Consider the following 15,231-nt stretch of genomic DNA (forward strand, 5'->3'; position numbering starts at 1 on the left):
GATTGCGGTTGTGAAGGGCAACGCGGCGCCAGTGTGGGCGGGTTCACCCGCGATTGCGATAGTGACTTCACCATCGCGATCGCGGGTGAACCCGCTCCCACAGGGGGCGCCTACTACGTCGGCTATTTGAACAGGTCCTCCAGCCCCGGCAACGGCAGTGCGACCAGCGAGCGGATCTCGGTTTCGCTGACCATCGGCGGAACGAACTTCTGCACGATCACGTTAGGACCGGTATACACATCGAGGATGTGCCCCGGGAAGTCGAGCAACGCATCGTCGGCCTGGGCAACGATGCCCTTGTACAGGTTCTTGGTGGCATTGCCCGCGCGTTGGTTGAAGCGCGTACCGAGACTCATGCCCGGCGTCACGCCAGCAGCCGCCATGGTCGGGTCGCCCTGCATGTACATGGCACTGAGCGCACGGGATTTGCCTGCTGCCTTGGCGTCCTGCACCAACATATCGGTGAGTTCGTTCAACGCCCGCTGCGTACTGGAACTCAGTCGCTGCGTCGTCGAGCCCAGTGGTTTCACCGGCGCCCGCGAAGACGGTCCGCCCCGCGGGCGGAACCAGTTGCGCGGTATGCTGCTCCAGCCGTGCACGGTCATGGCGACGCCGGCCGCGGCACCGGCGATACCGAAGGCCTGGCCCCAGGCCTCAAGGGTCTTGGCGAGTTCAGGGTCGCTTTGCGAGACGATGATCGAGGCTACGTCGAAGGCGAAGGAAATCGCCGCCAACGCTGTGGTGGCCACAGCCAGCAGCACTGAACTGCCCGCCGTGAACGGTGCAAGCAGTACGCCGACGGCCCCGATCACAACGCGGAACGCGGTGCTCTGGATCGCCGGGACCGTGCCCCAGCGGGAGTATTCGGCTACCACTTCGTGGCCGCTGGGGTCCTTGTGGTTGACCGGGTCGCCGTTGCCGAAGCCATACGCCGCAACACCACCGATGCCGAAGGGGGCCTTGTCATCCGGGCTCAAAAAGCAACCAATTAGCGGATCGTACATGCGATAACCGTTGCCCAGGTGATACAGGCCCATGCGGTTGATCGGCTCCCCTTTGAAGCCCAGCCAGCGCTCGGAAGTCTCGCCGGCATAGCGGAACCCGTAAGGCCTGTAGCGAAGATACGTGATGGTTTTGGTTGCAAGATCCACACTCGCGATGATCGTCCCGGACGCATCCCGCAATTCGAACGAGCGGCTTTCGCGCTCATCGGTTATCGCATCCTGCATCAGGCACGAGCGGCTTTCGTTACGCAGTACCAGCGTGCGCGCCGAGTAGCCTTGGCCTTGGGTACTGCCGGTTTGTACCAGGGCATACACCCGGTCTCCGCAATAATGGTAGGTATCGGTGTCGCCACCGCTGCCACTACCACCACGAATCCGCCCTTCACTGTCATAGGTTAGGGTATATGTACTACTGGCCTCCGGAATGGTGAAGGTTTTGGCCTGCCCATTTGCGTGATAGTCCCAAGTGAAACCATTGCGATCGCGTGTGATACGCCCAGCAGAGTCATAGCCGTATATGGCCGGAGGTTTATTCGGATCCACAGGCGATCCCAATGAACTCGCGAAGCTGCTGGCAGGGTTACCCTCGCTGATCGGATTGCCCAGCATGTCGTATCCAAATGATTCCGAAAAGCCATCGCGCATGGTGTTGTTTTTTCGTTCACGTTCACTCCACGCGGTCAGTCTCAAGCATTTATCGTACTCATAGCTGTCGACGTACATGACCGAGTCCTTGACCTTGAGCTCGCTCTTGCTCAGGCGTCCATCGCCAAGAAGAGTACGCTCCAGCGAGATGGTATCGACTCCGTCGCAGCTAAATGTGCGCCGGGTCTCCTGGCCCAGGCCGTCATAGGTATAGGTCACGGTCATGACCAGGTTTTTCTCTTTCACCGCCGTGATGGTTTCCCGCCCTAGCAGGCCGTTCCCCAGGTAGCTGCAGGAATGGATACAGTGGGCGTTGCTGGACTTGGTCATCCGATTGGCGAAGTCGTACTCATAGGTGGTCTTCGCTCCAGTCAGGTCGGTAAAGCTCACCACCCGCCCCCCCGTACTGAACACTACGGTCGAGCTCTTGCCGCCAAGCTTCTGGGTCAGCGTGCGGGTTTTCTTGTCGTTGCTGGGTTCGTAGTCGCTCAGCGCGGTGGGGCCGGCGACAGATTTCTTGCGCTCTGCCCTGGTCGAGGCACCGCTGTACTTGTACTCGATTTTTTGCCCGCTGACCGTCCGCTCCTTGGCGCGGCCGAGCAGATCCACCGTCTGCTCACCCAGTGTCAGGGTGTTCGTACCGTCCGATGCCGTGCCTTCCGTCGCCACCGTGGCCAGCGAATTGGTGTCGTAGGCATTACTGAACACCACGCCGTCCCGGGTGGTACTCAACAAGCGTCCGGCAGCGTCGTAGGTGTAGCTGGTAGGCACGCCAAAGGTCGGCGTGACCTTGGTCAACTGACAGTATCCGTCGTACTCAAAGTCTTGTTTGTCTTGCTCGGTTTCGATGTTCTTGTCGTCGATCGTCAGATAGCGGACCGAAGTGGTCAAACCCTCGGGGGACATGCTGCGCTCGATCTTGCCGCTGTCCATACCCTTGTAACTATAAAGCTCGGTCATGATGCGCTTGTTGGGGTTGTAGCGGCGTTCCACGCTGAATGCGAGCTGGGTGAAACGCTCGCCTCGGGGCAGCGGTGTCTGTTCTTGGCTGATCTTCTGAACCTGATTGCCGCTGCCGTCCTTGAGCAGATTGACAATGCTGACCGTGCCCGTCCCTGCATCGTATTCGCGGGTACTTTCACGAATGGCAATCTTGGCGTCGGCGGGGCCGTAGTCGGTCTCCACGCAACTGGCGACGCGGCCCATGGAATCGTAGGTCCAGCGCCGGGTTTCGAGGAACTTGCTGTCCGGCTTGACCGCTTCCGCCACCTTGCGGCCGAGGACATCCCGCTCGATGCGGGTGGTGATGCCGTCCTGGACCATATCGGTCTGCCAGACCAGGCCGCTGACCAGGGTGCAGGTGGTTTCGCGGGTATTCTTCTTGGCGTCGGTGACGGTCTCGCTTGTCAGATTGCCCTGCGGGTCGTAGGTGCGGAGGGTGACGTTGCCCTCGGTGTCGGTGCTTCCCAGCAGGCGGCCGCTGAGACGCGAACGGGTCTGGCTCGAGGTGATCTTGTCTTCGCTACCGCGGGAGACGGTGGTTTTAATGGTCAGTTTGTTATTGTCGGCCGTGTCGACACTGTACGCGTACTCAGTCTTGACCTTGGAGGCTGCAAGTTCCTCGCCAGACTCCAGGATCTGCACCGATTCAGTGGACTTGACCGTGCCATAGCCGGGCTTGCCCTTTTCCTCATGATACTCGTAGGTTTCCAGGACCATGGAGGCCATTTTCTTGCTGTTGAGCTTGTAGCCTTTGTTATTCGCCTGGCTCTGAGCCGTGAGGCTGGCGGTCAGGTCCTTTAGGGTTTTCTCGAAAGCCGTTTTCGTATCACCGGTGGAGGCCGCAATCTGGCTTTTAAGACTTTTAATGAACGCGTCGGCGGCTTTCTCGGCGACCTTGTACTGCACGTCAGTGACATCGATCTCGACGCAATCGGGCTGGAGGATCGTTAGTTTCTGCTTGGCACGAATTCGCCCGTTGACGTTGGCATAACCGAAGAACGTCAGGCGTTGCGGGACCTCCTGGTCGCCCACTTTGCGCAAAATCAACTCAGACTCGGCTTCGCCGGAAAAAGGATTGTCACTACCACAATGGACGATGGCTACCGGCAGTTGGAATGCGGCTTTAGCATAATCGTTGACCGCAGGCACCATCTCGACTTTGCTATCGATGCGGGTGCCCCAGGTCATGCCACCTTTGCCGCCAATCGCAAAAACGCCGCCAATCACGCTGTAATCGACAGCCTTGAACAGGCAACCAAACAAGCTCCAGTCCTCAACCTTCACTTCAGTTTCGGTAACAGTGAACTGCTGATAATTGTTGTAGTAAGTCCAACGAGTAATTTGCTCGTTACTGATACGCTCCACCGGATTACCGACAGCATCCACACTCAAGGCCTGCCGATCGACCAGAACATCGCCTTCCCAAGTACATGTCTCGGTAACAACCCGCTTCTCCTTGGCGTCGAGTCGCTGGGTGCGCCTTTTGCTGTAGGGTATCGTCGCACTGCCATGGCTGTCAGAGAGAGTCTGCTGACCGGTAAACTCGAACTGGCGCAGGAAAGTTGAGCGAGGGGAAGCATTCTTAAAGTAACCATTGAGGATAGTAAACTTGCTTTTATAAGCGTACTCCTGGACCAGGTCATCCACTCCACTACCGGGCGAAATAGTGTGGCGACTGACTTTGCCAGCGGAGTCATACTCCAAGATCTCGCTATAAACATAACTATTTACTTTCTCCTTCTTGTCGACCGTGAACGAATGCTGTTGCTCAACCTCAAGGCCTTGCAGCTTGCCTGACTCAAACTGCTTGATCCTGTAAATAACTTTCCCCGAGGTAGCCAAACCATCCACCTCGACTTTGGTGACGAGGTCCTTTTCGCCTTTATTTGCGTACGTAAAAGTCAGTTTTTCCGTATCACTATTTGGATAAAGCACAATCGACGAGGGTAAGACCGGGGTTTCGTATAGGGCGAGCTCTTTTGGCCAACTGACCTCAAGAAGCAACTCTTTCTCTTTACCTTTCTGGATTTTTTGGAGCTCCCCATACTTTCCGTAAATCAATTCAACGTAACCCAGGCCTGGCGAACCATACATGCACATGTTGATTTTTTGTTGCGACGAGGAGTTTGTAAAGTACTCAAACTCTTCGCAACTTCCGTCCTTGTAATAGACCCAAAAACCTTTTGCCTCCGTATCAAAATAACCCTTTTTAACTTCGAGCTTGAAATCCCCGCCATTAAGGGGTTCCATATCCTTGCTAACCTCTATTCGCCGGTTATCCCTCAGGGTCAATGCAAACTTCTGATCAAACCAACCGTCGTTTATCCTACGAGATCCACCTCCAAGCTGGATGACAACACCTAACTCTTCATCGTAAGTCAGACTTACCTTCAACGAGTCCTTGAGGCCATCATCGACCACAAGTTCGGCAATGGGGATTTGCAAGTTTCCCTCCCCGGTCTGCGCATCCACCGTAATATGCTTCCTCCCCTCCATATACTGCTCAAACAACTCCTTCGCCTCATGCGTCATCCCCGGCAACGGCCACGAGACCCCCGCGAGAATATGCATCTCCACCTCCAGCCCCGCCCCCTTGGGAATCCAGAAGTAGTTCGACTTCGCCTGGTTATGCTCCTCGATCCGGTGATCATCCGGATTTTCCCGGCCGGCCCTGATGAACTTGCTGCGTTCGTTGATACTGGCGGCGACACGTCCGGACCAGTCCCCGTGACCAAGCCCGCCTTCCTCGGGGATAAAGGTCAGGGCCTCGAAGATGCGTCCGCTTTTCTTGCCCTTGACGATCAATGCGACCTGTTCGTTCTCGACCAGGTCGCGGTCACCGATGACGCTGCCCTTGTCGAAGTTCATGATGTCGTTGAGCGTGGTGAAGGCGCGCAGATTGCTACCGTAGCTCCAGATCTTATTCGCGTGGAAGCTGGACGCCGGTGCCGGTACGGCGTTGCCGACTTTCTCCCCGGCCCTTACCAGTTCGGTGTGGTTGTTGATCAGACTCGCCAGGTCACGGGGCACCGTGTAGCGCCCGGTACGCCCCTCACCCGGTGTGAAGGTCATTTCCCGCAGGATGGTGTCGGTCGCGTCGTCCAGCACATAGGCCTCGCACGCCTCGTTGCTTGTCAGGTCGTGCTCCAGATAGATCGGGGCCAGTTCCTTGAGCTCGGTCTTTTCCCAGGCCACTTTCAGCTTCGAGTCCTTGGGTATCCAGATCACGTTGCTGCTGGCGTCCTCCGTCGGTACCTGGGTCTTTTTCGTGGTGTCCTTGACTCCGGCCTTGAGCAGGCGGCTGTCGTCGTTGATGTACTTGGCCAGGTCATGGGCCCACTGCTTGGCCTCCAGCCGCGCCGGATCCGGGGTGAAAGTCACCGCTTCGCAGAAATTGCCCTTGCTCGCGGTACTGACCTTGACCACGATCCGGTCGCCCGCGCTGAGCTTTTCCCTGGCCTCGATCTTGGTTGCCTCAACCCAGTTGTCCAGGTGCAGGGAAGTGGTAAACAGGCGCAGTTCCATGTGGTTGCTGTTGACCACGCTGCCGCTGGCCTGGGCATGGACGGAGGTGGCATTGATCTCCTTGACCAGCGCCGCCGGCCATTTGTCCTTGGCCAGGGTGCTCTTGCTCGCCTTGGCGGTCAGGGTGACGCGTTCGAGCAGGCTATCGGCCTTGTCGTCGAAGACGAACAGGGAAATCCGCTCGCCCTCCACGGCATCGCGGTCAGCCAGGATCTTGCAGCCTTCCTTGGCCTCGTCGACCGACCAGGTCACGGTGAACTCGGCGTTATGGGGGAACCACAGCCAGTTCGCGCTCTGCGTCGCGCTGGGCTGGATCAGGCTGGTGTTGGCCGTGTCCTGCACACCCGCGCGCAAATAAAGGCTGGTCTTGTTGACGTGGGCCGCAAAGTCCTGGCCGCACGACCCGGCAGCCGTGCGGCCGGCAGCCGGCGTGAAGGTGATGGTTTCCAGCAGCGCGCCGGAAGTGCTGCGCACATGGGCGCGCAGCACCGCATCCGCGGCGACCGTTTTGGCCAGGTCGATCTTCACCCGGTTTTCGGTTTTCCAGTTGTCGCTGTGCGCCACCGTGGTAATCACCTCGAGGTTGCGCGTGGTCCAGGTCCAGTACTTGTTCGCCTGACCGGTGCGGACGATGTCCCATTTACCGTCCTCGTCCACGCTGCCGGCCCGGATCAGCGCGAGGTTGGCGTTGATATGCCGGCACATCTCCATCGGCCACAGGAACTGGCCGGTATGCCCGCCCTTGGGCACGAAGGTGGTCTGTTCCAGCAGTACCCCCAGGTCCTTGTCGAACACGCTGATGGTCACCCGTTCACCCTCGGCCAGGTCACGGCCCGACCAGACTTCGCCCAGGTCGGCTAGGCTGCTTGCCAGGTCGATCGACCAACCACACTCCTCCTCGTCCTCCGCCGGCTCGATCGACCAGGTCACCACGAAGTCGGCGTTGAACGGGATCCAGATCGAGTTCACGTAGGTCGCCGAAGGGTTGATCAGTTCCCCTTCATTGTTACCCGCACGCACATAGAGACTCGTTTGGTTGATGTAGATCGCGAAGTCCTTGCCACAATAGCCGCGGGTGTTGCGGCCATCGGCAGGTTTGAAACTCAGGCTTTCCAGCAACTCGCCCTTCGAGTTGTGCACCTTGAGCTGGAGGGTGGCACCCGGTGCGACGTCCTCGCCCAGGTTGATCGGCACCCGCCTGGCGGCGGTCCAGTTGTTGGAACGGGCGGTCGTGGTGATGACCTGCACCTCCCGCGGGGTGGTACTCCAGTACTTATTGCGGTAACCGCTATTACGGATCACCCACTCTCCATTGTCGCCATCACCGGTTCGAATCAGTTGCAGCTCGGCGTTGACCTGCTCGCACAGGTCCATCACCCAGGTGTATTGGTCAGTGCGCGCGGTCCTGGGCACGAAGGTGGTCTGCTCGAGCACGGTCTGCGTGGCCTTGTCGAACACGCTGACCGTGACCCGCTCGCCCGCCTCCAGATCACGGCCCGACCAGACTTCACCAAGCTCCGTCCAGCCCCGCGACTCGTCCACGGTCCAGGACACGCTGAAATCGGCGTTGAACGGAATCCAGATCCAGTTCGATTTGGCCTCCCAATGGGGCTCGATCAGGTGCGCGTTTTGCCTGCCCGCACGCACGTAGGCACTGTTTCTGTTGATCTGGATCGCGAAATCCTTGCCACACAGGCCGCCAGTATTGCGGCCGGGGCTGGGGATGAAGTTGATGGTTTCCAGCAGGTTGCCCTTGGCGTTGCGGACTTCAAGACGAAGGGTGGAACCGATCTTGAAGGTCTGGGTGATGTCGATGTTCACCCGTTTGTCGGTCGTCCAGTTGTTGGAGCGTGCCGTTGTGGTGATGACCTGTACGTCGCGGTCGGTGATGTTCCAGAATTTGTTGCGGTAGCCGCTGCCCTGGATCTCCAGGCCCTCGCCCGCCTTGACGCCGGCACGAACCAGTTGCAACTGGCCATTGACCTGCTCGCACAGGTCCATCACCCAGGTGTATTGCTCCGCTCGACCGGCCTTGGGCGTGAAGGTGGTCTGCTCAAGCACCGTCTGCGTAGCCTTGTCGAACACGCTGACCGTAACCCGCTCGCCCTCGACCAGGTCGCGGCCGGACCAGACTTCATTCAGCTCGGTCAAGGCGGACAGGTCGATCGACCAGCTCACCTTGAAGTCGGCGTTGAACGGAACCCAGATCCAGTTCGTGTGTTGTGCCGATGGCTGGATCAGGCTTGCGTCCCTGACACCCGCACGCACATAGAGACTCATCCTGTTGATGTGGCTCGCGAAGTCCTGGGCGCAGAGTGCGCGGGTATTACGGCCGTGAATCGGTTTGAACGTTACCGTCTCCAGCAACTCCCCCTTCGGAGTGTGGACCTTGAGGTGGAGGATCGCGCCGAGCACCACCGGCTCGGGAAGGTTGATCTCGACCCGTCTATCGGTGGGCCAGTTGTTGATGCGTGCGGTAGTGGTGATGACCTGAACGTCACGCTCGGTGACGCTCCAGTACTGGTTGAGATAGCCGCTGCCCTGGACCTCCAGCTTGTCACCCGCTTTGACCCCGGCGCGAATCAGCTGCAGCCTGGCGTTGACCTGTGCGCACAGGTCCATCACCCAGGTGTATTGCTCCAGGCGGTCGGCCGTTGGCACGAAGGTGGTCTGTTCGAGTACGGTCTGCGTAGCCGTGTCGAACACACTGACCGTGACCCGCTCGCCCTCGGCCAGGTCGCGGCCCGACCAGACTTCGCCCAACGAGGTCAAGGAAGACAGGTCGACCGACCAGCTCACCTTGAAATCGGCATTGAACGGAATCCAGATCCAGCTCACATGTTGCGCGGATGGCTGGATCAGGCTGCCGTCCTTGAATCCCGCACGTACATAAATGCTCATCCGGTTGATGTGAGCCGCGAAGTCGTTGGTGCAGAACCCAGGGATGTTGCGTCCGGGAGCCGGTTTGAAGCTTACCGTCTCCAGCAACGCCCCCGTCGTACTGTGAACCTTGAGCTGGAGGGTGGCACCGGGCGGGACACCCTCGGGGAGACTGATCTCGACGCGCTTGTCGGTGGTCCAGTTGTTGGTGCGTGCCGCCGTGGTGATGACCTGCACCTGGCGAGGGGTGATGCCCCAGTACTTGTTGCGGTAACCGCTGGCGTGGATGACCCACTCGCCATTGTCGCCATCACCGGCACGGATCAGTTGCAGGTCAGCATTGACTTGCTCGCACAAGTCCATGATCCAGGTGTATTGGTCCAGGCGACCGGCCTTGGGCAGGAAGGTGGTCTGCTCCAGCAGCACCTGCGTCGTCTTGTCGAACACGCTGACCGTGACCCGCTCGCCCTCCTCCAGATCACGACCCGACCAGACTTCACCAAGCTCCGTCCAACCGCGCGACTCGTCCACGGTCCAGGTCACGCTGATATCGGCGTTGAACGGAATCCAGATCCAGTTCGATTTGGCCTCCCAATGGGGCTCGATCAGATGCGTGCTCTGCCGGCCTGCACGCACGTAGGCACTGCTCCTGTTGATCTGGATCGCGAAATCCTTGCCACACAGGCCGCCGGTATTGCGGCCCGGGCTGGGGACGAAGTTGATGGTTTCCAGCAGGTTGCCCTTGGCGTTGCGCACTTCAAGACGAAGGGTGGAGCCGATCTTGATGGTCTGGGTGATGTCGATGTTCACCCGCTTGTCGGTCGTCCAGTTGTTGGAGCGTGCGGTGGTGGTGACGATCTGCACGTCACGGTCGGTGACGGCCCAGAACTTGTTGAGATAGCCACTGCCCTGGATCTCCAGCCTGGCGCCCGCCTTGACGCCGGCACGAACCAGTTGCAACCGGGTATTGACCTGCTCGCACAAGTCCATCACCCAGGTGTACTGGTCAAGGCGACCGGCCTTGGGCACGCAGGTGGTCTGCTCAAGTACGGTCTGGGTTGATTTGTCGAACACGGTGACCGTGACCCGCTCGCCGTCGGCCAGGTCGCGGCCCGACCAGACCTCGCCCAACTCCGGCAAGGCGGACAGGTCGATCGACCAGCTCACCTTGAAATCGGCGTTGATCGGAATCCAGATCCAGTTCTCGCCGGCCTGCCAGACCGGCTCAATCAGGTGCCCGGACATGGAGCCCGCCCGCACGTAGAGGCTGGTGTCGTTGATCTCGGTGGCAAAATCCTTGGCGCACAGACCCCGTGTGTGGCGGCCGGCCGTGGATTTGAAATTGACGGTTTCGAGCAGTTGGCCCTTCGAATTGTGCACCTTGAGCTGCAACGTGGCGCCGACCAGCACGTCCTCGGCGAGGTCGATCTTCACCCGCTTGTCGCGGGTCCAGTTGGAGCTGCGTGCGGTGGTGGTGACAACCTGTATCTCGCGCGGCGTGACGCCCCAGTATTTGTTGAGGTAACCGCTACTGCGGATCACCCACTCGCCATTGTCCCCATCACCGGCACGAATCAGCTTCAGGTTGCTATTGATTTGCTCGCACAGGTCCGTCACCCAGGTGTATTGGTCGGTGCGACCGGCACCGGGCAGGAAGGTGGTCTGCTCCAGCATGGCTTGCGTGGCCTTGTCGAACACGCTGACCGTGACCCGCTCACCCGCCGCCAGATCACGGCCCGACCAGACTTCGCCCAGTTCGGTCCAGCCTTGTGATTCGTCCAGGCTCCAGGTCACGCTGAAATCGGCGTTGAACGGAATCCAGATCCAGTTCTCGCCGGACTGCCAGACAGGATCGATCAGTTGTCCGGACATAAAGCCGGCCCGCACGTAGAGGCTGGTTTTATTGATCTCGATGGCGAAATCCTTGGCGCACAGCCCCCGCCCGCTGCGACCGGGCGCCGATTTGAAGCTGACGGTTTCGAGCAACTTGCCCTTCGAGTTGTGCACGTTGAGCTTGAGGGTGGAGCCGACCTTGGCGTCTTCGGTGAAATCGATGTTGACCCGCTTGTCTTTTGTCCAGTTATCCGCGCGCGCAGTCGTGGTGATGACCTGCACGTCACGCTCGGTGATGCCCCAGAACTTGTTGAGATGCCCGCTGGCCTGGATCTCCAGCTTGTCGCCCACCTGGACGCCGGCACGGATCAGCTTCAACCGGGCATTGACCAGCTCGCACAGGTCCATCACCCAGGTGAACTGCTCCAGGCGGCCGGCCTTGGCCACGAAGGTGGTCTGCTCGAGCACCGTCTGCGTCGCCTTGTCGAACACATTGACCGTGACCCGCTCACCCTCGGCCAGATCGCGACCCGACCAGACATCACCCAGCTGGTTCCAGTTGTTCGCCATTGCGCAAGCTCCTCGAATGGGCATCGGAGGACGGCTGCGGAAGGCATCGTCGGACCGACGCGGAAACCACAAGAAAGGCAGAGATGCGCTTAACGGTAATGAGGACGAACAGGGCCCACAACTGACAGAAATATCAGGTGGGTGGTTATCCAGTATCCGTCCGGGAGGCCCTATCGCTGGCAAGCCAGCTCCCACAGGATCCGCGTAACCTGTGGGGGTTCACCCGCGATAGGGCCGCTACAGACAACAAATCAACCCAGGGTTTCAGTACCCACTCACCTGATCCGGCAGGATCACATGGTTGTCCCGGGCATAGTCATCCCAGACCTTCTTCAACTCCGCCACCCGCTGCGGCTCCTTGGCACTGAGGTCATGCCGCTCGGCCAGGTCATGCCCGAGGTCGAACAGTTGCCATTCGCCATTGCCCCACGGCTTGGGCATATGCACCAGCTTCCAGTCGCCCTTGCGCACGAAGCGCTTGCCGAACAGTTCGCCGCCGGTGGTGCGCTCGGCGGCCTTGGTACCCTTGAGCAACGGCAGGATCGAGGTGCCGGTCATCGGCGTCACCTCACGGCCCCTGTAGCTCTGCCCCGGGTGCTTGACCCCGGCCAGTTCCAGCAAGGTCGGCGCGAAGTCCTTGACGCTGACCAGTTGGTTCAGCTGCTTGCCATGGGCCTCCACGCCCGGGATGCGGATGATCCCCGCCGTACGCGTCCCGCCCTCGGTAGGGAAACCCTTGAACAGGCTAAGGGTTGGCGCCGCCACCCGCGACCAGTTCGGGCCGAGGAAGGTGTACGAGCCCGGCTTGCCCATCTGTTCGTAGCTGAAGTCGTTGGTCTCGTCGATCACCTTGCGGATCTTCGGGAACAGGTCCGCCGGCCAGGTTTCGTCGAGATCGTGGCCTTCGGCGCCGTTGTCGGACATGAAGATGACGATGGTGTTGTCGTACAGGCCGTTCTTGCGCAGGTAATCGAAGACCCGGCCCGTGTTGGCGTCCATCTGGTCAATCATCGCCGCGTAGATTTCCATGGCCCGGGCTTCACGTTGACGCTCCTCCGGCGTCAGGCTGTCCCAGGGTTTGCCCTTGGGCGAACGGGCGGCCGCTTCGGCAGTGGCCGGGATGATGCCCAGTGCCTTCTGCTTGTTCAGGCGGGCGTCGAGCAAGGCATCGAAACCGGTGTCATAGCGCCCGCGGTATTTCTCGATGGCCGCATCCGGCGCCTGCAGCGGCCAGTGCGGCGCAGTGAAGGCGAGCATGCCGAAGAACGGCCGGCCGCTGTTCCGGTCGGCAGCGATGTAGTCGATCATCCGGTCGGCGTAGTACTGCGACGAATAGGCGAAGTCCGCCGGCAGCTTGTCCAGGCGCTTGCCGCCCTCGGCGTAAGGCGCCTTGGCGTCCGGGGTCGGGGCGTAGGCCGGCTTCATGTCAGGGTAGTGGCTGGCACCGCCGCTGAGCAGGCTGAAGGAGTGCTCGAAACCGCGTTTGTCCGGGCCGGTGGTGTCGGTACTGCCCAGGTGCCATTTGCCGGTGAGGTAGGTGTCGTAGCCGGCATCGCGCAGCAGCGAGGCGATGGTCACGGCGCGGTCATTGAGGTAGCCCTCGTAGCCCTTCTTGCCTTCCTGGTTCGGCGAGGTTTCCTCGGCCATGTTGCCCAGGCCGACCTGGTGCGGATCGGCACCGGTGAGCAAGGCCGCGCGGGTCGGCGAACAGGCGGGCATGGCCTGGAAGTTGGTCAGTTGCACCCCGGACGCGGCCAGGGCATCGAGGTTGGGCGTTTCGATCTCGCTGCCGAAGCTGCCAAGGTCGCCGTAGCCCATGTCGTCGGCCACCACCAGGAGGATATTGGGCCTGGCCGGGTCGACCGAGGCCGCCTGGGCCTGGGGTATGGCCAGCGCAGCGGCAAGGCCGAGCAGCGGGAAGAAGGGAGCACGCATCAGGAATGTCCTTGTTGTACTTGGAATAAGGGTGGGAAGCCGTATACCCGGCAAAAGTCATCAGAAGGCAAAGGAAATCACCATCTGGCTGTACAGGTTCAGGTCGTCGCTGCCCTGCTGCGAGCCGCCCTGCTCCGCGCTTTTCTCCGGTTTGTAGAGGCCGATCAGCGGGCTGACGGTGAACTGGCGGACGGTCCAGTCCAGATACAGGTCCACTTCCTGCGCGGCCAGATCGCCCTGGCGCTTGTCGAGGCTGGAGAAATCGAAGAACAGCACGCCCATGGCCACGTCCGGGTGCGGGGTCAGGCCGAGGCTGGCCATATGGATGACGGCGTTGCGCTGGAACGGCCCCGAATAGTTCGCCGCCACCTCGCCCTGGAACCAGGTGCCGTAGCCACGACTGAAGCCGCTGAACAGCGGGTCGTAGTCCTCGGAGTAACGGCTGTAGCGGTAGCCGATGCGCGGTTGCCAGGGCAGATCGGAGAAGGTCCAGCCGGCCTCGGCGTACCAGGCATGCTCGTCGCCCAGGCGCTTGGCTTCATGGGCGTATTCGAAGGACAGGAACAGGTTCTTGACCCCGGCATTACCCTGGGCCCGCAGGCTGGTGATCTTCAGGCCGTCACGTTGCGCACTGAAGGGATTGGCGAGTTTTTCGTCGACGCCCAGGCCTTTTACGTAGGTCAGGCCGACGGTGCCTTCCGGGGCCACATGCTCCAGCACGCCGATACCCAGTTCCGGTTTGGCCTTGAGCTCGTTGTCCGACTTCACCCAGATCAGGTCGCCACGCCAGCCTTGCTGGCCGCCAAGCTTGAGCCAGGCGGTGCGGTCGAAGGCGTTGCGCGCGGTCAGGTAATAGGCGCCGCCGCGATCGACGCTGCCGTCGGCAATGTTGTTGCCGACGCTGAGGCCGTCGCCGTTGATGATGAAGCCGTCACCGACCTTGACCTTCTGACTGCCGGCGGAAAAATCCACGCCGTCCTTGCCCAGGGCCGGGAACAGATCGCCGGAGCGCCAGCCGGCGTAGGCGCGGTCGACGGCGGTGCGGCGTTCGCTGCCGTCGGTGTAGCCGGCAGCGTCGCCGTCGCCCCAGGTGCCGTTGCTGACGACATTGAACTCCCCATACAAGGACGCGTTGCGCGCCAGCCGGGTGGTGCCGCCCAGGCCGTAGCGCAGGAAGGCTTCCTGCCAGGCCACCGAACCCGGGGCGATGGGCCCGCCCTGGTTGTAGCTTTCGTCGCTGTGGAAGAAACCCAGGGCACCCTGGACATTCAGTTTCAGCGTGGAGTCCGCGTCGGAGTACAGCTCGTAGGCCTGGGCGCCGCTGGTAAGGGCACTCAAGGCCGCGGCCAGTATCGAGCCATGGCGAATCCTGTTCACATCAATCCCCTTTGTTATTGTCGTAAGGATCTGATCCATCTGGATCGAGGGGGATTAACTCATCTGGATGGTCAGGAATGCTTGTCTCTGAGTGCCGGGGGGGTTGGAGGTCTCTGCCAGGCTCAGGATGGATGCTGTTGCTGATGGCCTCATCGCTGGCAAGTCAGCTCCCACAGGGTTCTGCAGCGACTCCGACCCTGTGGGAGCTGGCTTGCCAGCGATGAGGCCGGCAAAAGCAACACAAACCCCAAGCCCGAGTGCGACACTCCGCCGCACCCTCGCCCACCTGTCGGCCCACCCCCGAAACCCATTAGAATTGCCCGCCCCTTTTTCGCCTCATCGCATCGAGCAGCGACAACCCCAATAAAAACCAGCAGCCCCGGCCCGCAACGGTCCGGCTGACATGCGCGCGCGTCCCGAGGGTGTCTGTCCGCTATTCAATGACTTTCGAGGTAAGTAT

General features: G+C 60.6%; 3 protein-coding genes. All 3 read right to left on the reverse strand.

Annotated features, from left to right (window positions below; all coding sequences use genetic code 11):
* Positions 1–122: 122 nt before the first annotated feature.
* Positions 123–11,459 (reverse strand): RHS repeat-associated core domain-containing protein, encoded by an 11,337-nt coding sequence (locus tag PSEMO_RS25155; protein WP_178392056.1) that lies wholly within the window; start codon positions 11,457–11,459, stop codon positions 123–125.
* Positions 11,460–11,723: 264 nt separating this feature from the next.
* Positions 11,724–13,394, reverse strand: a complete 1,671-nt coding sequence (locus PSEMO_RS25160; protein ID WP_075805667.1) for an arylsulfatase — start codon at positions 13,392–13,394, stop codon at positions 11,724–11,726.
* A gap of 60 nt (positions 13,395–13,454) precedes the next feature.
* The gene (locus PSEMO_RS25165) at positions 13,455–14,771 is read right to left on the reverse strand and encodes a hypothetical protein (protein ID WP_075805668.1); all 1,317 of its coding nucleotides are present in this window, start codon (positions 14,769–14,771) and stop codon (positions 13,455–13,457) included.
* Positions 14,772–15,231 lie beyond the last annotated feature (460 nt).

The organism is Pseudomonas putida (assembly GCF_001941965.1).
GTDB classification, from domain to species: Bacteria; Pseudomonadota; Gammaproteobacteria; order Pseudomonadales; family Pseudomonadaceae; genus Aquipseudomonas; species Aquipseudomonas putida_L.

Excerpts from the sequence above, each read along its gene's own strand:
- PSEMO_RS25155 (WP_178392056.1), bottom strand. The coding sequence starts at position 11,459 with ATGGCGAACAACTGGAACCAGCTGGGTGATGTCTGGTCGGGTCGCGAT.
- PSEMO_RS25160 (WP_075805667.1), bottom strand. The coding sequence starts at position 13,394 with ATGCGTGCTCCCTTCTTCCCGCTGCTCGGCCTTGCCGCTGCGCTGGCC.